The sequence below is a fragment of the Hahella sp. KA22 genome, assembly GCF_004135205.1.
In the GTDB taxonomy this organism is placed as follows: Bacteria; Pseudomonadota; Gammaproteobacteria; order Pseudomonadales; family Oleiphilaceae; genus Hahella.
In genome coordinates this window covers 1,379,351-1,404,857 of sequence record NZ_CP035490.1, presented here as the reverse complement: position 1 = coordinate 1,404,857, position 25,507 = coordinate 1,379,351, and the positions used below count along the sequence as shown (strand labels likewise).

Here is a 25,507-nt window from a genome sequence, read left to right as displayed (position 1 = left end):
CCCGTCATAATCTCCCAAGTCGCGCCCTAAATCGCGCTCTCCAGGCAGTACCGGTTATCCAGCCGGCTGACGCCCAACCCGCTCATCTTCTTCACCTTGACCTGCACGGAAATACGCTCCTTCATCGCCTCTACATGACTGATGACGCCGATCATCTTGCCGCTGGCGTTCAGACAGTCCAAGGCATCCAGCGCCACTTCCAGGGTCTCACTGTCCAGAGTGCCGAAACCTTCGTCCAGAAACAGCGAGTCAATGCTGGTTTTATGGCTGACTAAATCAGACAAGGCCAACGCCAAGGCCAGGCTCACCAGGAAACTCTCCCCGCCAGACAAGGTCTTGGTGTCTCTGACGGTATCCGCCTGCCAAGTATCCACCACTTGCAGCTCAAGGGCTTCTCCTTCACGACGCTCCAATTCATAGCGACCGTGTAAGCGACTTAAATGCTGATTGGCGAGATATACCAGATGGTCCAGAGTGAGGCCTTGCGCATAACGGCGGAACTTGGCGCCGTCAGCCGCCCCTATCAGGCTGCTCAAATACGCCCAGTCGTCGTAGCGCTGCTGTTGCAACTCAATATCGACCAGCAACTTTTGCCGGCTCATCCGTCTGGACTGATCGCTTTGTAATAGCTGTCTGATTTCACCCTGTTTTTGACTGATGGCTTTCAGTCCATCAGTGAGGGCTTGTAGCTGCTCCGCCAACTCAGTTTCTTTTAATTGAGTCGCCGGCGCCGCCAACAACTCATTTAGTTCGGCTTCCGCACGTTGCTTCAGGGTCGCCGCTCGATCCTTCTGTTGATCCAGCTCCTGCTTCAATACCGCCAGCGCCTGTCGCTCTTCTTCATTAATCAGCGCCTGTTCAAAAGCGGCTTGATCCGTAAAACGGCTGGCTGCGAGCGCTTCGCTCCATAAGCGCTCCGCATCGGACAATAGCGCACGCTGTGAGCCCAGCTGCGTCTTCAACACTTCCTCGCGTCCCAAGTGTTGCTGCAGCGCTGTGTCCGCCCTTTCTTTGTCTTCCTGCAATGTGGCCCAACGCTTCTCAGCCGCCGCCAACTGCTCCTGCATACGCTTGCGCTCTTCCGTCGGCGATTTGTCGCCAAATAACGCATGACGCTGAATCTTTTTCTCCGCCAGCGCCGTTTCCGTCTGCGCCAGATTTTCCTGCAACCCTTTTAAGGTCTGCGCGATATCCGCTATTTTCTCCGCAATATGCTCCCGCTGACGCTCCAGATCCCCGGCCTGCTTCACGCCCTGCTCCAGTTTCTCCTGGCGAGTCTGATACTCTCGCGCTTCAGCGTTACGGGTCTCCAGCCAGACATCTTGCTCATCCTCCTGAGGCATCCCATAGCCCATGCTGGAAAAGGCGTCCGTCAATCCTTGTTCAAGAGCGCTCAGCACAGAGCGTTGCTCGGTCTGCTGCGCAAGGTGCGCATCAATCTCTTTGCTGAGATTCAGTAGGTCGCGCTGCTGCAGCTCCAGCTTTCTGCGAATCTCGCCAAGTTCCTGCTCTGCTGTGGTGGCGGATTCTTTAGCTTGCTGCAGTTGTTTTTCCGTTTGCTCCAACGACCGCACACGCTCCGCCAGAGCATTTTCTTTAGCTTCTTCTTTCTGTATGTAAACATCTACTGCGTTTTGAGCGCCTGCAGGGGCGTCAATCTCAAGGTTGACACCGAACTCCTGGCACAACTGCGTCCACTCATCCTTTAGAGCGGCCATTTCCTGATCAAGCTTACCGCGCGTCGCTATGCCCAACTCCAACTCACTGGATAACCGCGCCGCTGCTTCGTTCAGCTTCTTGCCCTTGTCCTCCATTTCCTGCAGTTGCTTACGCTTCTCTTGCAAACGCTTTTCCGTATCAGACTCCCGCTGCGCTTCATAGGCGGCAATGCCGGGATGTTCGTGAGAGCCGCATAGCGGGCAAGGCTCTCCAGGGCTCAGGCGGGCGCGATGCTCGCTGAGCGAGGCAATCTGACGCTCCTGCTGTAGCAGGCGATCCAGGTCATCCAGATGCGTCTTCTCCGCTTTATACTGCTTACGCATCACGGCCAAAGACTGCTTTCCTTGCTCTAACTCACTCTCGCGCTGGCTGAGTTGAGCATTCAGCGCTGTTAACTCCTGATTACGTTTGCCGTGGTCATCCGCCAAACGCCCCAGCCGGAAGCGATCCGTGCGGCTTTTTTGCATTGAAGCCAAGCGTTCCCGCAGGTCTACCTCGGTCTCTCCCGACAATACATCGAGTATGGCTTGCTGAGTCGCGGCGACTTTCTGACGACGCTCTTCCAGCACGCTATGCGCTGTAGCCTGCGCCTCCTGCAAACGGGCAGATTCCGCTTCCTGCTGGCGCTGCTCCGTCTGACGCGCGCTGACAGCCTCTTGCAACTTGGTCAGCTCAACCTTCGCTTTTGTTCGCTGCGCCAGACGCTCCCGCCATAGCGGCAGATTCTCCGGCAATAGCTTATGGGAGCGCCTGTTTTCGAGGTATTCAGTCGCCTCCCGGATCTCCTCCCGTAACGCTTTCAGCTGGAGAGAGAGGGCTTTTTCCTGCTCTCCAGATTCCTCTTGGCGTCGCAGGGTCTCAGTGACGGTTTCCTGTTGCTGCCGCATTAGAGAACTGTGTTGTTCGATCGCCTGATCCAGTGGCATGACCTTTTCCGCCACTAGGCTTTCCAACTCTTCCCGTTGCGTCTGCAATTGCATCAACGCCTGTTTCGCCAGCGCTAGCTCGGAGGATTTGCGCTCCAGCTCTTCACGAGCTAGTTCCAGGCTTTCCGTCAGAGACTTGATATGCCTTTCCGTCTGCGCATAAGCGTCATGGGCCTGCTGAAAATCTTTGTAGAAAGGACGCAACTTCTCCGCCGGCTCACTCAGCGCCAGACGCCCTAAGTCAGCTTTCTCCTGCTCCAGCCGCGCCGTCGCCTCAGTCAGTTGCTGCTCAGCCTCCTTAAAGGACTGCTGCGCCTGGGTAACCCGGTCCAGCCACTGCTTCTGCGCCCGTAAAGCATCAAGGCGTTCGGTATCCGTTTTTTCCTGAGTGTCGAGAGCCGCCGCTTCTTCATAGTAAGCAGTCAGCTCATCGTCACTGAGCAAGTCCTGCCCTTCCGCTTTAGCCCGCAGTCGCTCCAACTCCCCTTTTGCATCACGCTGGCGCTCGAATACTCGGGCGGAAATCTTGCCGTAGATTTCGGTGCCGGTCAGTTCTTCCAGCAATTCAGCCCGTTCGTTTGCGGGGGCGTTTAAAAACGCCGCAAAGCCGCCCTGCGCCAGCAGCATGGATTTGGTGAAGCGGGCAAAGTCCAGGCCCGTTAACTCCGCTATCAGCGTGAGTTTATCCTTCACTTTATCCGCCAGAATTTTACCGTCCGCCGTCGCCAGTTCGACCTGCGGCGGCTGAAACCGGCCTTCCGCCAGATTGCGCGCACGCCGCTGGCTCCAAAAAGCGCGATAGGCTTCGCCTTTGACTTCAAACTCGACTTCGGCGAGACACTCCGCCGTATGCCGGGTCATGATCTCATTGTTCATGGGCGAGACATTGATGCGTGGCGTCTGGTGATACAGCGCCAGACAGATCGCATCCAGCAATGTGGTTTTGCCGGCGCCAGTCGGACCGGTAATGGCGAACAATCCATTACTATGAAAAGGGTCCGCTCTGAAGTCTATTTTCCACTCGCCTTTGAGGGAGTTCAGGTTCTTGAGGCGAAGGCTCAAAATTCTCATGCTTCGCCCCCCGTCACAGAGGTTTCAACAGTTTCAACACTAGGCTCAACTTCAGAATCCCCTTCCACACCATCCGCAAGCACATCATTCTCCACCAGACGGAACATCCCCATCAGGCGCTGTCGTCGCGACTCCGCCTCTTCACCCTCCCAGACTTCCTGAGCGAGGCGGCGTTCAAAAACTTCTTCCACCGTCAGCTCCGCCAGAGTTTCTTTCTCCAGCCGCTCCAGTCTGAGTCCCTTATTCTTGCGTTCACGCCGCACCAAAAGCACTTCCACCGGCAGAGCGCCGACCATGTCCTGGATACGGCGCTGCAAATCATCGAGATAGTCCTGAGTCGCAGCCACCTCAATATCCACCCAGACCTTATCTGCATTGCTGAATAGCGATAGTTGTGAATTCGGGGCGACAATGGTGCCCAGTTGTTTCTCTATAGATTTAAGATCGCCGCGAATCACCTGCATCGGCTGAAAGCAAGGCGTCTCCAGCGGCGTCACTTGTTGCAAACGCCCATCTTCAAAGTCCACCAACAACACTGACTTGGACTGCTCCGCTTCATCAAAACTCAGAGGAATGGGCGAACCGCTATAGCGAATATGCTCCTGACCGCCCACCTTTTGTGAACGATGAATGTGGCCTAAAGCGATGTAATCCACGGGCGGAAAAGCGCCGGAAGGGAAAGCGTCCAAAGCGCCAATATAAATATCCCGCACCGACTCAGAGAGTTCCGCTCCCACTGTCGTCAAATGACCGGTGGCGATGATGGGCAATGCTTCGCCGAATTCCTCCCGACGCGCCTGCGCCAACTGAAATAGACGCGCATAGTAATCAGCAATCGCCTGCTGCAGCGCCTGCTGCTTCTCAACACCATCCTGTCCCGCTTTGCTGGTGGTAAGATCCCTTTGTCGTAAAAAAGGAACCGCGCACAGAATCGCCCCAGGCTCCTCATTGCGGTCATTCAAAAGCAGCACATTATTTTCTGGCGTATCAGGCATACCGGCGACGACATGGACATTCAGGCAAGCCAGCAGATCTTTAGATTCATTTAGGGTGGCGACAGAGTCATGATTCCCCGCCAACAGCACCAGTTGACAGTCCGTCCGCTGTAACTCCACAACAAAGCGGTTGTACAACTCCCTCGCGTAACTGGGCGGCGCTCCTGTGTCGAAAATATCGCCCGCGACGATTAAAGCATCCACCTCATGCACCTGGACTTGCTCTAACAGCCAGTTGAAAAACATGGCGTGCTCGTCCGCCCGGGTTTTACCGAAAAAGTGCTGGCCAAGGTGCCAGTCCGAGGTGTGAAGAATACGAAAGGTCATTAGAAAAAGTCAGCCGAGTCCAAATTTCGGCAAAGTTTACGAAGCTTGGCGGGTAAAGGCTATAGATGAAGTCATCAGCTCTAGGTTTCCACCTTATAAAAAAAGAACGATCACTCTACATTCCAATACAACTCAAAAATACATTTAGTCGCTTATTTTCAATCAGTTACATAGTGTCACCCCCAGTTATTTCGTTATAGATCATAGGATAAATTGCACGACCGGGACCGGTGGAGAAAAGCATTCCCGCCCGCCCCGAATAAAAAATAACTCTCTTATCTTACGACCAAGGAGCTAGTGACGGTCATGTCAGGAATAAATACGACTCAATACCTTCAAATAAACTGGGGCAGAAAGCTAGTGCTTGCCGCACCCGCTATGCTAATTGCGCATATGGCGCAAGCAAGCTCAACGCCAAACCCATATCAACTGAATGTCCGTGTGCAAGCTGAAGAAGCTGTTCAGGTCTACGACAATCCACCTGCCAGCTCAACAGTAAGCATTGGCAGCCAACCGCAAGGAGCTACTGGCGTGATTGTCGCCGGGAAAAAATACCCAAGTCCAGGTGCCCTACAATTGCTGTGACGCTAAAGAAAGTGAGCATTGGACCTCCGACTTGTTTATCAGAGACTTTAACTTGATAAATTCCTCCAATGCATATGTCGCCGGAAAATGGAACGGCAAGTTCACCGAAACGCGCTGGAAGGAAGCTGGATTTGATATTAATGGCTTATTTACAGATCCTTTGTTAACTGACTATAACAATCAAAACTACACCCCGCTCCCCAACTCCCCGGTCTGCGGCGCGGCCAGTGACGGTTCTGACATCGGCGCAGTTCCCTGTAACTGATGTTATTGATAAGAGTGTAATGATCGGCTGACTGCCAGCCGCGAGACAGGCCGAATATCCATCGGGATGTTCGGCCTTTTTTATTAGGGTGACCCGTCCTGAGTAAAGTGTGGGCTTACTGTTTGCCAGTTATAACAGCCAGTTATGATAGGGCCTGTCCATCAAATAATATTTACAGGAATCTCTACGCTGTTTGTTGGACAACTCCAGCAGCCGGCTGTAGGTAGCATCCTGCCGTAACAGCTCCCTGGTGTCCGCAGGACTTCCTCCTCCCGACATCGCCTGCCTGAGCATACGGCTGCCAATCATGGCGATGCGCAGCTTAGGGGCGTCCACGCATGCATAAGACTGCAGATTTACATTTGGCGGTTTTGGCAGGCTGAACAACACGTCCAGAATCGATGGATTTTCCACATAAACCGCGTACATCATGACGCTCCACCCAAAGTCATCCTTCTGGTTCAGAAGCGCTTGGTGCGAGCTCAAATATTTCACCGCTTCTTTATTCTGGTACAGAATCGCCAGCATCAGCGCGTTGCGGCCAAACTCCGTCCGCGCCATCAGTACTTTTTTATCCAGCTCGCGCAGTTCTTTGACTTTGTTGCGAGCCGCCAAACGATGGGCGATATTCCACTGGTCGATGGAGGACACCAACGCCATGGTGAGATAGGGGTTCTCGTGCTTCTTGGCTTCAATCACAGCGGTGTACATGGCGTCATAGTTATCGCTATGGGGAAACTTCACACCAGCGTGAAGGGCCTGCAAAAGCGCGTCATACATGCCGTCGCGAGCCAGAAAATTGAGATAAGACACGCCAGGAGCCCCTTGCGTATCTTCAAGCGAGAATGCGTCCAGGTTGAAGCCCTGCGCTGGATAGCGGGAGTCCTTGGCGTTTTTCACCAGTTCGGGCCATGCCGTATCGACTACCGAGTCCCACTGCAGCTTATCCGCTGCATACAGCGCGCTGGCTCTCGCTTCTTCCGATTGCCCGTGGGCCGCGCACGCAAGCGACAGAAGCATGATAGCGCCACTGATTCGCGCGCCCTGCATTCCAGGCCTATTGAACAGCCAGGCGCCCAAAGTGAAAAACGCCTTCATGATTCGCTATCGCCCCCGAAAAAGTATTCATCCAGCATTTCCGCAGGGCTGCGTTTCTCCAATGCCGCCAAAGCCGCTTTTTCCTCCTCCGATACAAAATCTTTCGACGCCAGACGTTGCAGGTAAATATCCTTGGCCGTCAAATTGCCGTTATTGGCTCGCAAGGTCGAAGCGCCCATGCTGGGCAGACTCTGCACCAGTTCCGGCGACGCCCAGCTCACCAGAAAGTGCGCCAGAGTATTCCCGTCTTTATCCACCCATTCCGCAGCGGACTGATCTTTCAACAACCAGATCACCAGTCTCTCCGTATTATTGCGAGTCCCTTTGAGAATCAAGCGAATCTTGCCTTCCCAATGTGGGAAGTCCCGCGCGATATCCCAGAGCACTTTCTGCTTAACGCCCGGAGTCTCAGCCTCAATTTTGTTCAAAAATTCAGCAACGCTTTGCAGGTGTTCTCCTCCATCACGCTTCATCCCGGTCATCCCCGCCAGCGTACAAGCCAATTGCGGTTGACGAACCAAATACTCTATCCCCCCTTTTTTCATCTGCACCTGTGATGACGAACGTCCAGAGCTTCGCCAAGAGCTATAGTACGAGGCTGAATCATTACGGACTTTTATTATGTTGCGATTGTCGACACCCACATAATGAAAAGCGCTGGACAGCTCGTCGCAATTCAAGGGCAACTCTCTAATGGCTTTCGGAAGTAGAGAAATGTCCTTCGCCTTGAGTAAGTTGGCGGCGATAACCTGATCCCGCTCTGCTCGCTGGCTTTTGGAAAGCTTATCGTCGTTAAAAGCTATCGCCGGGTGCTTGAGAAGCGTCTCCACGCGTTCCTGTTTATCTTCCGCCACCATAGCGACGATCCAGCCGACTTTATCCAAATCCACCACCGGCCGTGGGGGCAGTATCTTCAAAAAGTCATTAACATTATGCTTGGCGGTCCATTTCCAAAGGGGCTCAAATATAGACTCTTCTAAGGCGTTCACTACTCTCTTGTTCTGTTCATACTCAGGCGCCAGCTCATCACCAAGCGCTTTGCCATCCAACGCCCGGCGACCGTGATCTTCACTTAAAACAGCCAAGCGCCGCCGCCAAGTATTCCGCAAGTCGCGGCTATATAACTGGGTCCCCAGATATCTTGTAACCGCCTTACCAATATACTCTAGAGGTTCGCTGTAATAGCCCATATAGGAACCGTTATAGCTCTGAGAGATCGACTCCTGGCTTAGCCATTGTTGATACGACTGTGGTGCGGAGGACAGCTTTTGCAGCAACAGCCAGAATGTTTCGTCATCAAATACACGGTTCTCGCCAATGCCTCCATTAGCGTAGTCGACGGTTATGTCTCCCAAACAACCGAGGCCACTTACGTTATCCAACGCCAGCTTGATGTGCGCCTGGTTATTGGTCAATAAAGCCTGATACAGCAGGTTGAAATCCCTGTCTTGATCACAGACCAGCCACCCCATATTAAGTGCCGCCTCCGTAATTCCTGGCCAACGCCAGGACGCAATCACGGGGTTTAATATCGCTGACAATAGAAATGGCATAACCACAGCAGATAAACCCGCGATGAGCCCCCACTTAACTTTGCGCGGCATAACAATAGGCGGCGCAGCGGGCTGAGGTTGGCGCCTATATTGAGGTTGGGGTTGCGTCTGCGCCGTAGCGCGATGCGCCCTTCTCCCTTTGGGCGGTTGCGCCTTGGCGGGCCGCTTGGCTTTACGTTTTACGCTGTTCGCCGCTTTTTGTTCGACGGAACAGAACGGGCACCCATTACCGAAACTCAAGTGCTCCTTGTTATTCGGGCAGGGTTGTAACGGCGAATCATCCGCCGCTAATAACCAATGCAGATGATCGCTCCACTCTTGCGCTGTCGGCCTGGCGTAGGGTGACTGAGTGAAGGCGTTTTCAAATAGCTGACGTGTGCGCGTATCCAGAGACTGGTGAATGCTCCAGGGGGAAGGGGCGATCCGGGGGTGCTCCTTTAAGCCATAAGCATATAGACCCGCGCCAATGCGCTCATGGTTGGTCGTGGGTAAATTGGCCCCGCCTTTGGGGGTTCCCTGAAATGGATGCACGCCCTGGTTGAGCAATTGAAACAGGATGACGGCCAGCGCAAAGCGATCCTGCTCTTCACCAAGCTGGTCCGGCCCCTGGCGTCCCTTAATAGCTTCCGGGGCGATATAGTCAGGCGTGTACTGGTGCGCCGAGAAACGCCTGCCGGCGCCTTGGATGCTGAAACCGTCGCAGTCCAACAATGCAGTGAAGTAGGTTTCCCGATAAACATTGATGTTTACCGGCTTCATGTCGATGACATGATGACGCTTGCGGTGCAGCGCAGCGATCAGCGCAGCCAGATTCTTGGCGGCGGAGAGGCGGTATCCGTAGTGCTCAGGTAGCTTGCTGAACTGCCGTGTCTTACGGTTCAGCATCATTTCCAGTGAAACAGCTCGGGACAGGTCGACGAAAGGCATCAGATAGCCTCTCAACTCGCCATGTCTATTCGTCACAATGGACTGCGGCCAGGCGATTTGCACAAAGCTATGTCCATCATGCTCAATGTGGGACAGCTCCGGCGAGTTCGCCAACATGGCTTCCAGCTTGGCGCGGCGTCCCGGGTCCTGCTCTGGTTTGTGATAAATCTTGGCGACCAGTTCAGGACGCCCCTCAACGCGGTATATGGCCGCATCCGCGCCTTGTCCCAGAGGTTTATCCAGCAGGCGGACGGCTCCGCCGCCCACCTCAATCAGCGTTTGCGTTTGGCCCATAACAGCGTCTTATCGTCACCAGAAATACGGCGGGCGTTGGCGTGATCGAGAATCTGCTTGAGCGCAACGACGCCCCGTTCTTCGTCGTTCTGTTCCAGAAATGCGCAGACCGGAGCGATAAAGTCACGGTCCAATCCATTTGCGGCGGGCTTGGCGGTAAAGCTGTATGCGCCGTCAGTCACCAATATCAGCTCATCGTAATCCGCGGGCACTGGGGTTATGCGCAAATGCCGACGCCAGCCATCCAGAGTGAAAAAGAAGGTTTCTTCCGCATAGTCGCCGTTTTCCGGCAGACAAAGCAGGCAAGGCGCCCATTGACGCTCCTGCACCGCCGCCGCCATGCCATCGCCGATTTGCAGGACAAATCCGCCTCGGTCGTCCATGACGACAGCCGCCAGCGTGGCATGAAAGTCCGCCAGATTGGCGTCAGGATAAGTTTGCAGCAGTTGAGTTCGGCAAGCTTCGATGGCCTGCTCTGCAATCCTGCGCACTTCGGATTCTTGCAATGGCGCTGCAACATTCTCAGCGAAGGCGTCCACAACACACTGGCTTAAGATACGGCTTCCTTGCTCCGACTGCGCCGCAGAACCTGCGCCGTCGCTTATCGCCGCAACCAGCCGCTCACCAATAACGCGCCAACTGAACGCATCCTGACAGGGTAGTCCGTCCCGGACATGATGGGGGCCAGCAACGCTGGCCGCGACCACTTTCCAGGCCGGTTCTGGATAACTGCTTGTCATAGAGGATTAAACTTCGACTTCAGACCAGTCTGTCGCAGGTAACTGCACTTTTTCGCCGGGAGACGACACCGATACAGTGGCCATGCTACGGCTCAGCCAGACAAAGAGCTCACGGAATTGCAGGCCCTTCAGTTTCTTGGCGCCTTTGTTGGAAAACTGATTGAGCGTCTCGAAGGTCGCGCCTTCCACACCGATGGGGAAAATCACGACTTTACGATTTTGCTCTGCATGGCGGCAGCGGTCCGCGACCGACTCCCAGTCGAAGTCTGTAGGAGCGCCATCGCTGATGAGGATAATCCAAGGACGAGTGGAAGAAATTCCATTTGCGTCGTAGGCCGCTTTCTGGTCTTCGATTTTGTTGAGGGCCAGTTTCATAGCCCCCCCAAGGGGAGTCGTACCGTTCGCAAAAACTTCCGGCGCATGAAAGTCCATGGCGTCCACCCAATCCGTCAGCACTTCCGCTTGATCGTGATTGCCTGCGCGGATCACCAAAAGCTGCACGCGCATCGCTGTGCTGGCGTCTTCTTTCAAAGCCTGTTCCAACAGCTTCAGTCCTTCATTGAGCTGTCTGATCGGCTCGCCAAACATGGAGCTGGAGCCATCCAGAACCAGAACGCAGGGGGTGCGCTGGCTGTTGTTATCGTTAAAAACCACATCCGGAATCAATGTGTCAGACATACCTACTCCTCGCTTACTTCCAGAAATTCAGGCAAAAGAAACACAAAGCGCTATTTTTTTCAAAGGCCCCTTCACATACTCGCCCAACCAGATTTGAGCGACATTCTGAAGGATATCAGGCGCTGATGAAAGCATTCAGAAACGCCAGGGTGCGCTCTTTCTCAGGCGCTACGAAAATCTTGTCCGGCGGACCTTCTTCGAGAATCCTGCCCTGATCGAAAAAACAGACGCGATCGCTTATCTCCCGGGCGAAATACATTTCATGGGTCACCAGCAGCATGGTGAAGCTGTGCTCTTTGGCGAGGTTGCGAATCACGTCCAGCACTTCATCCACCAGCTCCGGGTCAAGCGCCGACGTTATTTCGTCCAGCAACAGAATTTCCGGCCGCATGGCCAAAGCGCGGGCGATGCCGACCCGCTGCTTCTGCCCACCGGATAACTGCGCGGGATAACTATCCGCTTTATCTTGCAACCCTACCAGCGCAAGCAAATCCATGGCTTCCCGCTCCGCTTCCTGTCGGGTTTTGCCCTTCACCCGCATGGGCGCCTCGGTGATATTGCGTCGCACCGTCATATGGGGAAACAGATTAAAGTGCTGAAACACCATTCCCATGTGGTTCCGCATCTTGCGCAGATGCTTTTTATCGGCAGGAACAAGCCGTTCGCCTTTGGGCATATGCCATAACGGCTCGCCTTTAACCCTCACCACGCCGCCATCGATATCCTCAAGGGTCATCAGGATGCGTAATAACGTGCTTTTCCCGGAGCCGCTGGAGCCAATGATGGAAACGATCTCGCCTTCTTCGACGCTGAAGTTAAAGTTTTCAAATAACGCCAGTTCGCCGAACTGTTTTTTTACATTCTGAAATTCAATGATGGGAGAGGTCATCGTAGGCTGAATCCTTCTTTGGGAAAACGACGCTCAATCTGATGCACGCCCAGCGCAGCGATAATGCTGAACGCCAGGTAAAGCAAGCCGACCAGCGTGAATGGCTCCAGGTAACGGAAATTTTCAGAGCCCAGGATTTTGGCGGTCTGCAACATTTCCAACAAGGTGATGGCGGAGAGCTGAGGAGTTTCCTTGAACATAGCGATGATATAGTTGCCGGTGGCCGGAATCATCGCTCGCAACGCCTGCGGCAATACGATGTCGCGATAGGTCATGAACTGCGACAGGTTGAGCGCTCTGGCCGCTTCCCATTGCCCCTTCTCCACGCCATCGATGCCGCTGCGAAACACTTCGGACAGGTACGCCCCATAATGCGCCCCTAGCGCCAGCACGCCGGTGGTCATTGGCGACAGACTTACGCCAAACTCCGGCATAACGTAATAAAGGAAAAAGATCTGCACCAGCAGCGGCGTGCTGCGCACAAACTCAACCACCCAGTAGACCGGCCAACTGATCCAGCGCGAGGGGCTGCGCCGCAGCAATGACAGTGCTAACCCCACGCCAATCGCCAGCAGGCTGCCCAGCAGGGTGGCTAATAAGGTTATCTGTGCGGCGTTCAATAGATCCGGCAACACTTCCCAGGTGAAATCCCAGTCCCAATCCAGTTCTATCATGAGCGCAAACCTCCTCTATCCATGCCTCGGCCCAAACGCGCTTCCAGCAACCGGAACAAATAGGCCATCACCTGCGCCATCACGAAGTAGATCAGTAATACCAGACCAAAAATTTCGCCCACCTGCAGGGTCGCGTCCGCCAGAGTTTTGGCTTTGTAGGTAAGGTCGCCAATGGTGATCAGCGAAACCAGAGAGGTCGCTTTCATCAATTCGATGGCGAGATTGCCAAACGGCGGAATCATATTGATCAGCGACTGCGGCAGAATAATGCGCCACAGTCGGCTCCAGGGCGTAAAGTTCAACGCCACCGCCGCTTCGTACTGCCCTTTGGGTACAGCCAGCACAGCCCCTCTCACCACCTCCGCGCCATAAGCGCCGATATTTAATCCAAGCGCGATGACGCTCGCCGTCATTGCGTCCAGATTCAAGCCGAAAAACGGCAACACAAAATAAATCCAGTACAGCTGAATCAAGGCGGAAGTGCCGCGAAAAAACTCAATGTATACCCGCGCGATCTGCCGCAATGGGGTGGGCGCAAATAGCCGCGTCAAGCCAGCGATAAAAGCCAGCGCCCCCGCGACAGGCAGAGACAGGCAGAGAATTTTCAAGGTGATCCAGGCGCCCTGTAGCAGGATGGGCGTCAGTTCGCTCAGTTCCATGAGATAAAGGCTTAGTTACACAGCTCCTGAGTGGTGACGTCGCCCGGCAGAGTGTGCTTACCGAAACCATATTCCTTCACCATGCTGACGTGCTGCTCCGTTCCCAGAAAACCGTCCAGCACTCGATTGAAATTGTCGCGCAAGGTTTCATCGCCCTTGCGGAAACCAAAAGCGCCGTAGCCCTTAACGGATTCGCCATCAATCTTCAGCTCATCAAACGGTTGCGCCAACTCCACCCGCTCATCCTTCTGCGCCAGTTGCGCCATGGTCAGGCTGGTGCCCGCCAACGCATCAATACGTCCTGATTTCAGCGCGGCTACGCCCGCAGGATAGTCCGGCAACGTCACGATGCGATCCATCGGCACGCCAAATTTTTTCGCGTAGCCGAATTCAACCGCGCCCGCCATCACGCCCATTTTTACTTCATCCGCTTTTTTCACGTCGCCATAGCCGTGCAACCCCTTTGGGTTACCGTCAAGCACCAGAAAGCCCTCGCCGATGGTGTAGGTGGGATTGGAAAACAGCACCTGTTTGCATCTCTTCGGGTTGACATACATGCCTGCGGCAATGACGTCGAAGCGGCCTGCTTTCAGTCCGGGAATCAGGGAGCCGAATTCCGTCACCACCACTTCCACATCATCCACACCAAGCTTGTCCAGCACGTACATGGCGATGGATGGCGCTTCTCCAGCGGGCTCTCCCATGGGAGTGAGATATCCGTAGGGGCGCTCGTTGGCAACGCCCAGGGTGATCTTGCCTTCTTTACTGATCTCATCCCAAGTGTCAGCCATTGTGACGGTGGAGAGCGCGAACAATATAAACGCAAATATACTTTTCATGACTTCCCTCGAATTCCTTATATCACTAAACAAAAATACCTGCCGAAATCCTTAAAAATCATAAGTAGGTGAAAATTAATTCTCAATAATTATTTTGAATTCTAACAATATTGCTTACTTGCTCTTCTCCCACAACCGCGCCGCCAGCCCCTGCCACTGCAGGCTTCAGAGGAGATAACCGGCGCCTCAATTCAGGTTTTGCATTACAATAACGCCCCGACCTCGTAACTAAATATTCGACATCAAACTTATGCGTCGCTATTCGCTTTTCTGTTCTCATATTTTCGCCAGATCACTCCGTCATTGCATGGTGCGCAAGCCGGGGCTCACATTGCTGCTGGCTACCAGTATCCACTTGTCCGCGCCAGCGGCCGCCATGGAAATATCGCTGCAGTTCACCGAACTCCATTCCGTTAAAAACAAAGCGCAGGGGCTAACGGAGCCATCCGGGCTGACGCTCGACGCCAACGGCGGACTCTGGACAGTCAGCGACGACACCGCCAAGTTATTTCTGCTGGATCGCCAGGGGCGGACACTCAAGAGCATCGATGCGCCAGCATCTGGTTTTGAAGGCGTCGCCTACGACGCAAAACACCACCGTCTGATTGCAGTCAAAGAGGAAAGCAATGAATTTTTCGTTTTCGACCTCGCGTCTGGCAAACCCGTGGCGCAGCGTCGCTTATCCGACTTCGAGTACTTCGCCCAAAGCGCGACCTTTTTTGCTCAAACCAAAAAGAATAAAGGTCTGGAGGGCGTCGTCTGGAACTCCGCTGACGCCAGCATTTACGCTTTAAAAGAAGGTGACCCTGGAGTGCTTCTGCACTTATCCGGCGACCTAAGCAAAGTGTTAAACAGCGTCAAACTGGCGGAAACCGGCGTCAGCGACGACGATACCACTCTGGATGACATCGATTACTCCGGCCTGACAGTGATTCCCGAGCATAACTTACTGGCTATCGTCAGCGACAAAGCAGCGAGGATCTATTTCTATGATCTGACAAGCGGACGGGTTAAAAGCTCTGCCGCGCTGACCAAGCCAGGGAAACAGCCCGGCAAGTTCAAGCCAGTGCGAAAGGCGGAGGGTGTTGCTTATGATCCAGCGAGCCAGTCGCTTTATGTCATTAGCGACAAAGACGCCGAGTTGTATGTGTATAAAGTGGTAATAAGCGAATAAGAAACGTGCGACGCCAGAGTTATTAATACTCTGGCGCGCCGTTGATCAGGGCCGGCGACGCCGGCCTGCGAGAATCAGTACAGCGCCGATTCATCCTCCAAGACTTCGTTGAGCACGTCCAGAAATAGCTTGTCCGCATCGCTCATGTTTTCAGGAATGCGGATGGTGGTGCTGGCGCTGATTTCATCAGCCATTTTACGTTCCGCGTCTTTTTCCTGCTGCAGCCTGCGTGCGATTTCCATGCACTTAACCGGAATGGTGGGGTCCATCAGCACTTTCTTAATGAAGCCCCGCATCTCCGCAATCATTTTTGCCTGCCGGCTTTCTTCCGCCATACTCATTGGCGATCTCCTATAACAGCTTGTTCTAATAATTTATTCCGCAAAAACCAAGAGACAACGTATCCGAGTTCTTATAGTGAGTATAGTGAGGGTTTATCCATAAAAAAACCCACGCCCGACGCCTTCATGGGAGCCGTCGAACATGGGCTGATAAGTACCGCTGACGCGGTGCGTATGAGACAAATCAAACCAGAAAGGATAGCTGTTAGGCCGCTATCTGGTTGGCCAAAGCAGAATGTCATGCATCGCCCCTCTCCAACACTGTCTGTTTCGACATTTTTTAGGCTAATATAGCCAATCCAAGCGATGACGGGTAAAAGCATGCAGCAAGTCACAATTCTCGGTTTCGACTACGCGGTATCTTCCGCCATCACCGGCGTGGTGGATTTGCTGGCCATGGCCGGGGTGACCTGGAATCACATTCAACGCAGCCAGCCCCATCCCAAGTTCAACATCCGCGTGGCCACCCGGGACGCACAACCGGTGCGCTGCCATAACCGGCTGCTGATTCAGGCCGACGCCCGCTTTGACGACATCAAGCCAAGCGACATCCTGGTTATTCCTTCCATCGCTGGCGATATCGAGAAGACATTGATGCAGAACTCTCAACTGATTGAGGTTCTGAAAACCATGAATGGTCAGGGAACAATCATCGCGGGCAACTGCACCGGAGCCTTCTTCATGGCGGAAGCAGGCATTCTCGACAACCGCACTGCCACCACCCACTGGGCCTTTGTCGATATGTTCCGACAACGTTACCCCCAGGTGGACCTGCGGCCGGAGCAAATGCTCACCGCCTCGGAAAACGTGTTCTGCTCCGGCGGCGGCATCGCCTGGCTGGACCTGTGTCTGTATCTGATCGAACACTTCTGCGGGCACGAAGTGGCGGTGCAGACCGCCAAGACCTTCGTCATCGATATGGGCCGCACTTATCAGTCCAGCTACTCCTCCATGCGGGCGCGCAAGTATCACCGCGACGAAGATGTGCTGCGGGTGCAAAACTGGCTAGAAACCCACTGCGACAAGGACGTGCGAATCGACGATCTGGCGGGACGCTTCAATATGAGTCCACGCACCCTGGCGCGCCGCTTTAAGGCCGCCACCGGCGACACGCCGCTCGGTTACCTGCAGACGCTGCGTCTGGAAGAGGCGAAAAAGCTCCTGGAGGAAACGTCTGACAATGTCAGTCAGATCACATTGGCGGTAGGCTATGAAGACGTCAGCTCCTTCACCAAACTGTTCAGACAGAAAACCGGACTGACCCCGAAAGAGTACCGAAACAAATTCCAGCGCCGCAGCATAACCTGATGTCCGAAGCCGCCCATATGTCTGAAACAAACGCAGCCGACTCCAACGTGGACGCTCCCGAGACGGCGCCGCAGCTTCAGCCGTTTTATTACCTGGACAACTTCCTTACCCTGTTGAGCTGTGTGGAGGCTCAGTACGCCAACCTGCTGAGCGCTGAAGAAAGCGCCTATATCCAGAATTTCCAGAACCTGACGCGCACGCAACAGGCATTGCTGGTGCGCTTGTACGGGCGCAAAGGCCCGCTGTTTCGTAGCGACAAACTGGCTTATGCAGAGATTCCCCAGCTTGGCGAAGATCTGGATACTCTTGCCGACAAAGGCTGGATTGAGTTCAATCCTGATGCAGAAGCCCCGGCGTTACTGACCTTGCTGACCAAAGAGGAAATCCGCCAGAACTGGCGTGCGGAGGCCCCTCGCAGCAGCAAGCGCGACAAACTGCTGGAAGGGCTTGAGCTGACCTGTGCGGACATTTATCAACAGGGCGTTTTCCGCTTTCTGCAGCTCAAGCATACCGATCTGGTGTTGCTGTTCCGGCTGCTGTTTTTCGGCAACCTCTATCAGGACCTGACCACCTTCGTCACCTCTGATTTAGGCGTCATTCGCTACGAAAACTACCAGCTCGATCCCGAACATCGGCTGTTCGCCGCACGTGAGGACATCGACCACATCAAACAACTGGTGGCGCTGGCGGACGAATATTCCGCTCTCGAATCTTTGAGCGTCGACGCATGTGTCGATATCATCGCCAGAACACCTGCGCCGGGAGATAGCGCCGTCCTGCGCCGTCGCCATGACCGCTTCTGCAATAAAGTCGCTCGCGATCTGGAGCGCCTGCAGGACCTGGATCTGGCGTATCAGGTCTACCTGCGCACTCAGGAGCCGCCCTCTCGCGAGCGCCGCGCCCGCATTCTGTTCAAGCAGGAAAAATATGAGGCGGCGCAGGAGGTCTGCGCAGACATCATTGACTCGCCTTCCACTGAAGCTGAGCTGATTTTCGCTGAGCAGTTCACCGACAAGTGCGCCAAAGCACTGGGGCGCCCAAAGCCCCGCACGTCGCCTTTCCGACCTCTACAGCGTTTGCTCACTATCGCCGCCAATCCCGAGTTGCGGGTGGAGGAACTGGTGCGCCTGGAAGTCGCTGGGGCAGGCGGAGTTTGCATTTATGTAGAGAACTGGCTCTTCAATGCAGTATTCGGGCTGACCTTCTGGCCGGCGGTTTTCGCCCCGGTTTCCGGCGCTTTCAGCCATCCCTATCAGCATCGCCCCCATGATCTTTACGACGCCAACTTCACCAAGAAGCGTCATGCGCAGGTCCAGGCCGCTTTCGCTTCACTAAACGCAGAAGACTGGCCTGAAATTGTCCTGACGCGATGGCGGGACAAGTTTGGCCTGAACAATCCTTTCGTCGGTTGGCCGGAAGCGGGAGAAGACTACCTGCAGATAGCGTTGGAGCGCATTCCCCGCGAGCATTGGCGAGCGGTCTTTCAACGCATGCTGCGAGATTTGCGGGAGAATGGCAGCGGCTTTCCAGACCTGATTCATTTCCCTGAACAGGGCGGCTATGAATTACTGGAAGTGAAAAGCCCCACTGACAGCCTGCAACCCAATCAAAAACGCTGGATGGCGACGTTCGAGCAATACGGCATCCCTTACCAACTGGTTCAAGTCACTTGGCTATAAAGTCTTCGCCCCCCGACACACTCTCCTACAAGCTTAGCGTTCGGGAAGCCGCTCATTTCCTTGCGCAATTGGGCGACCTCGACCATCAGGATCGGGACACCGCCAGCGCCCGCGAAGGGCAGCTTGCGCACAAGCAGGTTCAGGAAGGCTGGCCGGCGGACTACGTCAGCGAAGCCCCGGTAAAGATCACGCTCTCCGAAGCGGATTTTCAACTACAGCTGCAGGGGCGCATAGACGGCCTCCGCATTGCTGACAGCCATGCGTTGTTCGAAGAAATCAAAACACTGCGCCAGGACCCGCAACATCTCCCCCTTGGACTGGCGGAAAGACACAGGCTGCAGCTGTTACTGTACGCACTGCTGTGGCGACGGGAACAAACAGAACCCTCCCTAACGCCGATCAGGCTGCGTCTGAATTATGTGCGCGTTCCAGACATGGAGCAGACGCAATTTGATAGCGAAATGTCCCGTGAGGAAGCCGAGCAAGAGAGCGATACGCTGTTTCAGCTCTTGCAAGACTGGTATCGCCGCCTGACGCAGCACCGCCTTCAACGGAATGCTCTGCTGCGCGATCTCAACTTTCCTTATAGCGGATTTCGCCCGGGCCAGCGGGAATTGGCGCGCCAGACCTATCTCAGCCTGCGCGACGCCAGTCAGGCGCTGATAGAGGCGCCCACTGGCAGCGGTAAATCCCTGGCGACACTGTTCCCGGCGCTGAAAGCCATGGGCGAAGGTCATCTGGATCAGGTGATGTTGATCACCGCCAAAACCTCCTCCCAAGAAGCGGCGCTGAAGGCCATGCTGGATATGCGCTTGGACAATGCGCCTCTGCGCACCTTGCAGCTCCATGCCCGCGACCGTATTTGCGGCGGCGACTCCGTTTGCGATCCACTGGACTGCCCGCGCCGACGCGATTTCTATCAACGCCTGCCGGAAGCGCGGGAAGAAGCGCTGGCGACGGCATGGCTGGATGGCGAGCGCCTGCGCGAGATTGCGCTGAAATACGACCTCTGCCCTCACGGTTTGCAGGGCGAGCTGGCGCCCTGGGTGGATGTCCTCATTGGCGACTATAACTATGCGTTTTCTCCCCAGGTCAGATCAGACAGCCTTTTCTCTCGAAATCGTATCGGCCTGCTGGCGGATGAAGCGCACAACCTGCCTGACCGGGCGCGGGATCTGTTCTCCGCAGAGCTGTCCGAGGCTCCTTTCAATCGTATTGGCCGTCAATGCAAGGCGCTGAGGAAAGACGCCAACGCCGTCGTCAAAGCCATCAGGCAAATGCATATCACACCTGAGCAGGCGCCAGGCAAAGGCCAACAGGCGCTGGAGGCGCGCCTGCAGGATTTTTGCGCCGTGGCGGAGCACTGGCTGATGTCGCCCCAGGATTTGCTGGCGTCAGCGGATACAGAGCTGAATAGACAGGTGCAGGAGGCGATTTTCACCGCACAGGGCTGGATAGGTCTGGCTCCCAGCATCGGCGACGATTTCGCCTGTTTCGAACGCGACTGGGAGCAACAGCGCGTCCTGAGTTTACGCTGCCTGTCTCCTGCTCGTTTACTGCGGCCGATGCTGCAGGCCTGTCATGGCGTTACCCTGTTTTCCGCAACACTGACGCCACCGTATTACTACCAGAGCTTATTGGGCCTGGATGACAATCCTCAGCTTTTGCGCAGCCTGTCGCCTTTTCCGCCAGAGCATCTGGGGGTGTTTATGGCGCCCTATTTGAGTTTCCGGCTACGCAGCAGGGATACCCAATTGGACGCAGTGTGCGCGTTGATCCAGCAGAGCATCGCCTCCCGACCAGGAAACTATTGGGTATTCACGCCAGCTTTCAGTTACATGGAGCAGCTCACTGAGCGCTTCGCCAAGCTGTATCCAGAGATAGAGTTTGCTCAGCAGACCCGACAGGCCAGCCAGGAAGATCAGCAGCGCTTTCTCACCCGCTTCCGCAAGGCCCGCGAGCTGTTAGGTTTCACCGTTATTGGCGGCGTCTATGGGGAAAGTATCGACATGGTCGGAGACAGTCTGGTGGGCTGCATCATTCTCGGACCCGGTCTCCCGCAGATCAGTCCGGTCAACGAGCAGATCTCCGCCTATTTTGAGCGCCAGGGGATGGACGGCTTCGCCTACGCCTACCAATTACCGGGCTGGCAAAAGGTGGTGCAGGCCGCGGGACGGGTGATCCGCACGGAATCAGACAAAGGCGTCGTGATCCTGGTAGACGACCGTTTCACCAAACCGCCTTATCCCGCCTTGGCCCCACAACATTGGCGACCACAGCTCGTCAGAAACAGTCAAAACCTGCAATCCGGTCTTACTCAATTCTGGTCGCAAGATCCAGTCCCTGATGACCATTGAGCAGTTATGCGACGCGGCACACTCTGGAATAAAAAAAGGCCCCAAGCAGGGGCCGAGTAGCGTTCAAGAAAACATCATTCGAGAGGTTCGAACCGCTGATCTGATGAGGCAGACTGCGCATTCGCTGTGTCTTCCTAAGTGTAGGCAAAGTTAAGCAGTCCGCCAGGAAAAAATAACAACTTCTCAACAAAATAGGCATTATGCATCGTCGCCGCCCAGGCAGGGTTAAGATCGCTTACACCAGAAACTTCAGATCCATCGCCTTTATATTTGATCTCAAGCATTGAAGCTTGAGCTCCTATGCTCAGATCTATACATTCATGAGCCAAAAATTAAGGAAACAAACTTCTAGTATGAGAAAAGTATCCCTTTACTTGCACTTTGCCCTGGCGCTTATCTCAACGCCTCTTCTCTCAGCTTGTGATACGCCGGGGGCGACTATAAGCCATATCCAGGATAGCGATGGCGACTTTAACATCTGCGAAATCGCGCTGCCTTCGGATGGCGGAAGTGTGGCCTATTGCATTGATACCGGCCGTGAAAAATGGTGGGTGACTTTCGACAAGGCGCTTGAGTCAGATCATCCTTGCACCTTTATCGTAGACCAACTTGAGGGGCGCGCTCAAAGAGTTAAAAAAGACTCTAACGAAGAAAAGGGATTAATAAGCGCATTCTCCAAGTGGCTGACCAAAAACGCCAGCAAAGAATCCATAGGCGCCTTCGGCAATCAGTCACTGGCCGATTTCCATAACGAAGAGTCAATGCATGCATACCTTGTCTGGCATATGCTGCAAAGTGTAAAAGATAGAAAAAACAGCGCATATTGCTCAACGAAGTAATAGCGTCACGCCTTAAGCCGATAAGTTCCTTTCCGATATTTCCAATAAAATCCCGCCGAATCTAAACTACCCATACCGGGCATGGACTCTCAGCGCCCGGGCAGGATGCCTTTATCACTTCAGGATTATGATGGAGGGAAGCCATGACATTTCTTCGCTGTATTGCTATCGCACTTTTGTTTGCGATTTCCAACGCTTTCGCTGATCCCATCCAGGATGGCGTGTCCAATCACTACAAAGCCGGCTGGTACCCGAACGTCTATGGAAATGAGGGGCCCTTAACCTGCCCGAAAACCTGTCGCGCCTGGACGGGGTGGCGGGCAGAAGGCGAGTTGGCGCCGTATGACGATATAAAGCGCACCTATGTGTGCAAATCCAACAACCTTGACACATTCCCCTCGCCGACTGACAGAGACGTATGGCTCTACGGCAATCAGTTCGATGAGAAAACGGCCTGCTTTATGGGGACGCCCCATGAAAAAACCGTCGTCAGCGAGCGTTATTACTGTCTCTGCGTCAGCGAGTGCAGCGGCCCGGACTTAGTGATCCGTACCGTATACGACCCTGTGTGGGACTCTACGATCGGCGAGTCCGTCATAAAAATCGTGGTCACTAATGTGGGCGTCGCCATGTCAGCCGCAACAGACGCAAGAGTTTACGACCCCGGCACAGGCGCGTCAGACATCCAGCCTGTCGTCGCTCTGGCGCCCGGCGCTTCCGCCAGCGTTAAGTTCCGGCTTGGCTATTGGGTCTTCGACCCTGACGCCGAGTTACACTTCATGGTGGATTATTCTCACAAAGTGGGCGAATGCGACGAAAACAACAATACCGCTATCTACAAAAAGCAGGGGTAATATTAACTATTCGGGAACGGCGCTCTTCCAGGCGCCGTTCCCTCTCAAGGATAGCAAGCGTTACAGCCAAAACCGCCATAATGCGAAAAGCCCCATGCCCGCAGCGATAGTCGCCAGCAGGTTTCGGGTTAGCACGGCGATAACAATCGCCGCCGCCGCTGCGATCAGGTACGGATTGCGCCAATCAAGCCAAAGCTCGCCTTTGAGAACCAGAACCGCCGGCGCAATAATCGCCGACAGCACCGCCATCGGCGCGTAGCTCAGGGCTCTCTCCACCCAGGGGTTGAGACGCAACCGGTCCGCAAGCGCGAACGGCAGATAGCGAATGCCAAAGGTTACCGCCATCATGCCCAATAACATGGCCCACTCCATCAGCAACCTCCCTCGGCCAGTTCAGACTTGCGATTCTGTAATGCGACTTCCGCGCCCAGTCCACACAGTATTCCCGTCAGCGCTGCTGCAAACAGGCCCAATTGATGCGGCCATTCTCGCCACCATACCGAGCAGACGCCAGCCGCCAGCACCGCCGCCAAACGAGGACGGTTAACCACCTGCGGCGCCACAATACCGATGAAGGTCACCGCCATGGCCACATCCAGGCCCCAGTTTTCGATATCAGGAACCCACTCGCCCAAGGTCAATCCCAACAGGGTGCATAGCTGCCAATTGAGGTACATGGACAGAGCAGACCCCAGGTAATACCAGTGAAACTGCCCCGCATGCTCGCCGCCCAAGCGGCCAGCGACAACGGCGAAGGTTTCGTCCGTCAGCCAAAACGCCATCGGGGCCCGCCAGCGCTGCGGCAAGGTGCGCACCATGGGAATCAGGGTGACGGCGTAAAGCAGATGACGCAGGTTAACCACAAAGGTAGTCAGAACGATCAGCCAGGGAGACGCCCCCGCCGCCAGTAAGCCCAGGGAAATAAACTGCGCCGAGCCGGCGAACACGATCAAAGACATCGCCAGCGTCGCTTCAAAAGACAGCCCATTCACCGGCCCCAGGGTGCCAAATACAATGCCAAATGGAATGGCGCCGACGATCAAAGGAATCGTGTTCTGTGCGCCGGCTCGGAACGCCTGTCCGGGCGATTCAAGTGCGTGAGTCGTCATAAAAGAACTGCTCTCAGAGAATAATTTTGTCGCATATAGAAAGCATCGAAGAGGGACGCATAAGGACCGTCAAACTAACAGACTTTCGCAAAACGTCCGGGAGAGACGCCCATAATTCGCTGGAAGTGACGGCTTAAGTGGCTTTGATCGGAAAATCCAGTGGCCGCCGCCACATCCGTCAGGCTCAGCCCCATCCGCAGTAACTGCTGCGCGCGGCTTACCCGCACCTGATTCAAATAGGCATGCGGGGGCATCCCCGTCATCCGCGTAAACAGCCGCGTCAGATAACTGGGGCTGAGCCCGGTGCAATCGGTTAAGTCCTTCAGCGACACTGCTTCGGCGTAGTGCGCCTGCAGATATTCCTTCACCTTGGCCACCGCCCAGTGCGAGCCGCCCTTCTCCAGAAGCTGGCGGGGACGCATACGGGCATGGCGCTGCATCAGCTGCCCCATCATCTGGTAATAAAGCGTCTCACAATGCAGCGGCTCATCGCCCTGCTCCAAAAGACAGTGCAGGACTTGTAACCCTCTGGCCAACTGTGGATCGCGCACTACCGGCTCCGGGAACCAGGGCTCAACGCCAGGACCGAATATATCCGCGATAACCGGCGCCAGTTCCGCCGGGGTGGGGTAAATCGCCCGATAGGACCACCCTTCTTCCGTCGCAGTGCGACCCGTGTGCACCTGATCGGAATTAACCAGTACGATACTGCCGACAGGCGCAGTATGCTCCGCGCCATCACGAAGGAAATGCTGCGCTCCTTTTTCAATGACCGCCACGCAGTAGCCCTCGTGCACATGCCGGGGAAAGTGCTGTTTGACGAAGGTGGCTTTCAGAATCTCGACGCCGCCGAGCGCCTTGTCCTGCCAGTACTTAGCATGCTCAATCACAAACCGACACTCATGGTAAAGGTCACTTAACGATAAATGGGAAGACCCAATATAGAGTCAGTCTAGCGGCTTCATTAACGGCTGTATTGTACGTTTTTGCTCTTTGCGCTGCGGATAACGCGCGTTAAGGTTGCAAATGGCGCGGGGATGGAAGAAGAGTTTAGTTATTTGAGCTTGGCGATGGCGGGCAACGGGCGTATGAGTATTGAGAAAGAAACTCGGCGGCTGACAGCCAGGTCGCTGGAACCAGCGCCTGCAGCCATTCTGATGAAAAATCAGCTCTTCTTTCTTTTAACCTGAGAAGCGGCGACTCCGCCGTTCATGACTTCTGCGATCTGGCGCAGTCCCATATTTCTGCGATATCGGCAGTCCCGTTGCTCATCCGTAGTCGCCCAGACCTGCTCCTCAGCCCATTGCGGCGCATCAGGAACATATATCGGAGCGTAGCGTTTGATCGCCTCCTCAACCATTTGCTGAGGCGTGGGCTGCTTTTGCTTATCCATATGCATTACTACCTGTATCGTTTAAGAAATTCTGATTCGCTTGGGCTGTTTTCACCGCATCGGCGGCAGCTTTTCGAAACCTGCTGTGATCCCATGGACCCCGCCATAGACTTGCCGGAACACTTACCAAATCCGCCTCCGCAAGCTACACCCAAACATGAGCAACTATCTTTTTTCTCGAAACCGCCGAGTATAGGACGGGAACCGTTTCCAG

Annotated in this window: 24 protein-coding genes; 8 read left to right on the top strand and 16 right to left on the bottom strand. The window is 54.8% G+C overall.

The window, feature by feature from the left end:
* Positions 1-26: 26 nt before the first annotated feature.
* Together EUZ85_RS06255 and sbcD are read right to left on the bottom strand one after the other, a co-directional pair.
* Positions 27-3,716 (bottom strand): SbcC/MukB-like Walker B domain-containing protein, encoded by a 3,690-nt coding sequence (locus EUZ85_RS06255; RefSeq protein ID WP_127968485.1) that lies wholly within the window; start codon positions 3,714-3,716, stop codon positions 27-29.
* Positions 3,713-5,038 (bottom strand): exonuclease subunit SbcD, encoded by a 1,326-nt coding sequence (gene sbcD, locus EUZ85_RS06250; RefSeq protein WP_127968484.1) that lies wholly within the window; start codon positions 5,036-5,038, stop codon positions 3,713-3,715. The genes EUZ85_RS06255 and sbcD overlap by 4 nt, the downstream gene beginning before the upstream one ends.
* 306 nt (positions 5,039-5,344) lie before the next feature.
* On the opposite strand from sbcD, the gene EUZ85_RS06245 reads away from it, so the two are divergent.
* Together EUZ85_RS06245 and EUZ85_RS06240 are read left to right on the top strand one after the other, a co-directional pair.
* Entirely contained in the window at positions 5,345-5,623 is a 279-nt protein-coding gene (locus EUZ85_RS06245) for a hypothetical protein (RefSeq protein ID WP_127968483.1), read from the top strand.
* 31 nt (positions 5,624-5,654) lie between these two features.
* Positions 5,655-5,888 carry a hypothetical protein gene (locus EUZ85_RS06240; RefSeq protein ID WP_127968482.1) on the top strand — a complete coding sequence of 78 codons (234 nt, stop codon included), beginning with the start codon at positions 5,655-5,657 and terminating at the stop codon, positions 5,886-5,888.
* A gap of 129 nt (positions 5,889-6,017) precedes the next feature.
* On the opposite strand, the gene EUZ85_RS06235 is transcribed toward EUZ85_RS06240, so the two are convergent.
* From EUZ85_RS06235 to ehuB, 8 genes are all read right to left on the bottom strand, one after another.
* A complete protein-coding gene (locus EUZ85_RS06235; RefSeq protein ID WP_127968481.1) occupies positions 6,018-6,986 on the bottom strand; it encodes an ankyrin repeat domain-containing protein in 969 nt (322 codons plus the stop codon).
* Entirely contained in the window at positions 6,983-9,760 is a 2,778-nt protein-coding gene (locus EUZ85_RS06230) for a hypothetical protein (protein WP_127968480.1), read from the bottom strand. The genes EUZ85_RS06235 and EUZ85_RS06230 overlap by 4 nt, the downstream gene beginning before the upstream one ends.
* Positions 9,739-10,500 (bottom strand): PP2C family serine/threonine-protein phosphatase, encoded by a 762-nt coding sequence (locus tag EUZ85_RS06225; RefSeq protein ID WP_127968479.1) that lies wholly within the window; start codon positions 10,498-10,500, stop codon positions 9,739-9,741. Before EUZ85_RS06225 ends, EUZ85_RS06230 begins: the two co-directional genes overlap by 22 nt.
* 6 nt (positions 10,501-10,506) lie before the next feature.
* On the bottom strand, positions 10,507-11,178 hold the full coding sequence (locus EUZ85_RS06220; RefSeq protein ID WP_127968478.1) for a VWA domain-containing protein: 672 nt from the start codon (positions 11,176-11,178) through the stop codon (positions 10,507-10,509).
* Positions 11,179-11,293: 115 nt separating this feature from the next.
* On the bottom strand, positions 11,294-12,067 hold the full coding sequence (gene ehuA / locus EUZ85_RS06215) for an ectoine/hydroxyectoine ABC transporter ATP-binding protein EhuA (protein ID WP_127968477.1): 774 nt from the start codon (positions 12,065-12,067) through the stop codon (positions 11,294-11,296).
* Positions 12,064-12,741 carry an ectoine/hydroxyectoine ABC transporter permease subunit EhuD gene (ehuD, locus tag EUZ85_RS06210; protein WP_127968476.1) on the bottom strand — a complete coding sequence of 226 codons (678 nt, stop codon included), beginning with the start codon at positions 12,739-12,741 and terminating at the stop codon, positions 12,064-12,066. Before ehuD ends, ehuA begins: the two co-directional genes overlap by 4 nt.
* The gene (gene ehuC, locus EUZ85_RS06205; RefSeq protein WP_206618005.1) at positions 12,738-13,400 is read right to left on the bottom strand and encodes an ectoine/hydroxyectoine ABC transporter permease subunit EhuC; all 663 of its coding nucleotides are present in this window, start codon (positions 13,398-13,400) and stop codon (positions 12,738-12,740) included. The genes ehuD and ehuC overlap by 4 nt, the downstream gene beginning before the upstream one ends.
* Positions 13,401-13,411: 11 nt before the next feature.
* A complete protein-coding gene (gene ehuB / locus EUZ85_RS06200; RefSeq protein WP_127968475.1) occupies positions 13,412-14,239 on the bottom strand; it encodes an ectoine/hydroxyectoine ABC transporter substrate-binding protein EhuB in 828 nt (275 codons plus the stop codon).
* A 376-nt stretch (positions 14,240-14,615) separates the two neighbouring features.
* Here ehuB and EUZ85_RS06195 point away from each other — a divergent pair, with 376 nt between their 5' ends.
* Entirely contained in the window at positions 14,616-15,413 is a 798-nt protein-coding gene (locus tag EUZ85_RS06195) for an SdiA-regulated domain-containing protein (protein ID WP_164887196.1), read from the top strand.
* 74 nt (positions 15,414-15,487) lie between these two features.
* Here the strand turns inward: EUZ85_RS06195 and EUZ85_RS06190 are convergent, their stop codons facing one another.
* Entirely contained in the window at positions 15,488-15,754 is a 267-nt protein-coding gene (locus tag EUZ85_RS06190; RefSeq protein ID WP_127968473.1) for a hypothetical protein, read from the bottom strand.
* A gap of 321 nt (positions 15,755-16,075) precedes the next feature.
* Here EUZ85_RS06190 and EUZ85_RS06185 point away from each other — a divergent pair, with 321 nt between their 5' ends.
* From EUZ85_RS06185 to EUZ85_RS06175, 3 genes are read left to right on the top strand one after another with little or no spacing between them, the layout of a single operon-like run.
* The gene (locus EUZ85_RS06185; protein WP_127968472.1) at positions 16,076-17,062 is read left to right on the top strand and encodes a GlxA family transcriptional regulator; all 987 of its coding nucleotides are present in this window, start codon (positions 16,076-16,078) and stop codon (positions 17,060-17,062) included.
* Positions 17,063-17,079: 17 nt separating this feature from the next.
* Positions 17,080-18,741: a VRR-NUC domain-containing protein gene (locus EUZ85_RS06180; protein ID WP_164887195.1), complete on the top strand. Its 1,662-nt coding sequence runs from the start codon at positions 17,080-17,082 to the stop codon at positions 18,739-18,741.
* Entirely contained in the window at positions 18,732-21,098 is a 2,367-nt protein-coding gene (locus EUZ85_RS06175; RefSeq protein WP_127968470.1) for an ATP-dependent DNA helicase, read from the top strand. Before EUZ85_RS06180 ends, EUZ85_RS06175 begins: the two co-directional genes overlap by 10 nt.
* A 134-nt stretch (positions 21,099-21,232) precedes the next feature.
* On the opposite strand, the gene EUZ85_RS31095 is transcribed toward EUZ85_RS06175, so the two are convergent.
* Positions 21,233-21,382, bottom strand: coding sequence for a hypothetical protein (locus EUZ85_RS31095; protein ID WP_164887194.1), 150 nt, complete (start codon positions 21,380-21,382; stop codon positions 21,233-21,235).
* 69 nt (positions 21,383-21,451) lie between these two features.
* Here EUZ85_RS31095 and EUZ85_RS06170 point away from each other — a divergent pair, with 69 nt between their 5' ends.
* Positions 21,452-21,937 carry a hypothetical protein gene (locus EUZ85_RS06170; RefSeq protein WP_127968469.1) on the top strand — a complete coding sequence of 162 codons (486 nt, stop codon included), beginning with the start codon at positions 21,452-21,454 and terminating at the stop codon, positions 21,935-21,937.
* A gap of 143 nt (positions 21,938-22,080) precedes the next feature.
* Positions 22,081-22,791, top strand: coding sequence for a CARDB domain-containing protein (locus tag EUZ85_RS06165; protein ID WP_127968468.1), 711 nt, complete (start codon positions 22,081-22,083; stop codon positions 22,789-22,791).
* A 60-nt stretch (positions 22,792-22,851) separates the two neighbouring features.
* Here the strand turns inward: EUZ85_RS06165 and EUZ85_RS06160 are convergent, their stop codons facing one another.
* The 4 genes from EUZ85_RS06160 to EUZ85_RS06145 all read right to left on the bottom strand — a co-directional run bounded on the left by EUZ85_RS06160 (position 22,852) and on the right by EUZ85_RS06145 (position 25,293).
* The gene (locus EUZ85_RS06160; RefSeq protein ID WP_127968467.1) at positions 22,852-23,163 is read right to left on the bottom strand and encodes an AzlD domain-containing protein; all 312 of its coding nucleotides are present in this window, start codon (positions 23,161-23,163) and stop codon (positions 22,852-22,854) included.
* The gene (locus EUZ85_RS06155; RefSeq protein ID WP_127968466.1) at positions 23,163-23,900 is read right to left on the bottom strand and encodes an AzlC family ABC transporter permease; all 738 of its coding nucleotides are present in this window, start codon (positions 23,898-23,900) and stop codon (positions 23,163-23,165) included. The genes EUZ85_RS06160 and EUZ85_RS06155 overlap by 1 nt, the downstream gene beginning before the upstream one ends.
* Before the next feature lie 74 nt (positions 23,901-23,974).
* Positions 23,975-24,790, bottom strand: coding sequence for an AraC family transcriptional regulator (locus EUZ85_RS06150; RefSeq protein WP_127968465.1), 816 nt, complete (start codon positions 24,788-24,790; stop codon positions 23,975-23,977).
* A gap of 275 nt (positions 24,791-25,065) precedes the next feature.
* Positions 25,066-25,293: a hypothetical protein gene (locus EUZ85_RS06145; protein WP_127968464.1), complete on the bottom strand. Its 228-nt coding sequence runs from the start codon at positions 25,291-25,293 to the stop codon at positions 25,066-25,068.
* Positions 25,294-25,507: the final 214 nt, after the last annotated feature.

What these genes read in the sequence shown, in the direction of transcription:
- EUZ85_RS06255 (WP_127968485.1), bottom strand. Translation starts at nt 3,716, where the DNA reads ATGAGAATTTTGAGCCTTCGCCTCAAGAACCTGAACTCCCTCAAAGGC.
- sbcD (WP_127968484.1), bottom strand. Translation starts at nt 5,038, where the DNA reads ATGACCTTTCGTATTCTTCACACCTCGGACTGGCACCTTGGCCAGCAC.
- EUZ85_RS06245 (WP_127968483.1), top strand. Translation starts at nt 5,345, where the DNA reads ATGTCAGGAATAAATACGACTCAATACCTTCAAATAAACTGGGGCAGA.
- EUZ85_RS06235 (WP_127968481.1), bottom strand. Translation starts at nt 6,986, where the DNA reads ATGAAGGCGTTTTTCACTTTGGGCGCCTGGCTGTTCAATAGGCCTGGA.
- EUZ85_RS06230 (WP_127968480.1), bottom strand. Translation starts at nt 9,760, where the DNA reads ATGGGCCAAACGCAAACGCTGATTGAGGTGGGCGGCGGAGCCGTCCGC.
- EUZ85_RS06225 (WP_127968479.1), bottom strand. Translation starts at nt 10,500, where the DNA reads ATGACAAGCAGTTATCCAGAACCGGCCTGGAAAGTGGTCGCGGCCAGC.
- EUZ85_RS06220 (WP_127968478.1), bottom strand. Translation starts at nt 11,178, where the DNA reads ATGTCTGACACATTGATTCCGGATGTGGTTTTTAACGATAACAACAGC.
- ehuA (WP_127968477.1), bottom strand. Translation starts at nt 12,067, where the DNA reads ATGACCTCTCCCATCATTGAATTTCAGAATGTAAAAAAACAGTTCGGC.
- ehuD (WP_127968476.1), bottom strand. Translation starts at nt 12,741, where the DNA reads ATGATAGAACTGGATTGGGACTGGGATTTCACCTGGGAAGTGTTGCCG.
- ehuC (WP_206618005.1), bottom strand. Translation starts at nt 13,400, where the DNA reads ATGGAACTGAGCGAACTGACGCCCATCCTGCTACAGGGCGCCTGGATC.
- ehuB (WP_127968475.1), bottom strand. Translation starts at nt 14,239, where the DNA reads ATGAAAAGTATATTTGCGTTTATATTGTTCGCGCTCTCCACCGTCACA.
- EUZ85_RS06195 (WP_164887196.1), top strand. Translation starts at nt 14,616, where the DNA reads ATGGAAATATCGCTGCAGTTCACCGAACTCCATTCCGTTAAAAACAAA.
- EUZ85_RS06190 (WP_127968473.1), bottom strand. Translation starts at nt 15,754, where the DNA reads ATGAGTATGGCGGAAGAAAGCCGGCAGGCAAAAATGATTGCGGAGATG.
- EUZ85_RS06185 (WP_127968472.1), top strand. Translation starts at nt 16,076, where the DNA reads ATGCAGCAAGTCACAATTCTCGGTTTCGACTACGCGGTATCTTCCGCC.
- EUZ85_RS06180 (WP_164887195.1), top strand. Translation starts at nt 17,080, where the DNA reads ATGTCTGAAACAAACGCAGCCGACTCCAACGTGGACGCTCCCGAGACG.
- EUZ85_RS31095 (WP_164887194.1), bottom strand. Translation starts at nt 21,382, where the DNA reads ATGCTTGAGATCAAATATAAAGGCGATGGATCTGAAGTTTCTGGTGTA.
- EUZ85_RS06170 (WP_127968469.1), top strand. Translation starts at nt 21,452, where the DNA reads ATGAGAAAAGTATCCCTTTACTTGCACTTTGCCCTGGCGCTTATCTCA.
- EUZ85_RS06165 (WP_127968468.1), top strand. Translation starts at nt 22,081, where the DNA reads ATGACATTTCTTCGCTGTATTGCTATCGCACTTTTGTTTGCGATTTCC.
- EUZ85_RS06160 (WP_127968467.1), bottom strand. Translation starts at nt 23,163, where the DNA reads ATGGAGTGGGCCATGTTATTGGGCATGATGGCGGTAACCTTTGGCATT.
- EUZ85_RS06155 (WP_127968466.1), bottom strand. Translation starts at nt 23,900, where the DNA reads ATGACGACTCACGCACTTGAATCGCCCGGACAGGCGTTCCGAGCCGGC.
- EUZ85_RS06145 (WP_127968464.1), bottom strand. Translation starts at nt 25,293, where the DNA reads ATGGATAAGCAAAAGCAGCCCACGCCTCAGCAAATGGTTGAGGAGGCG.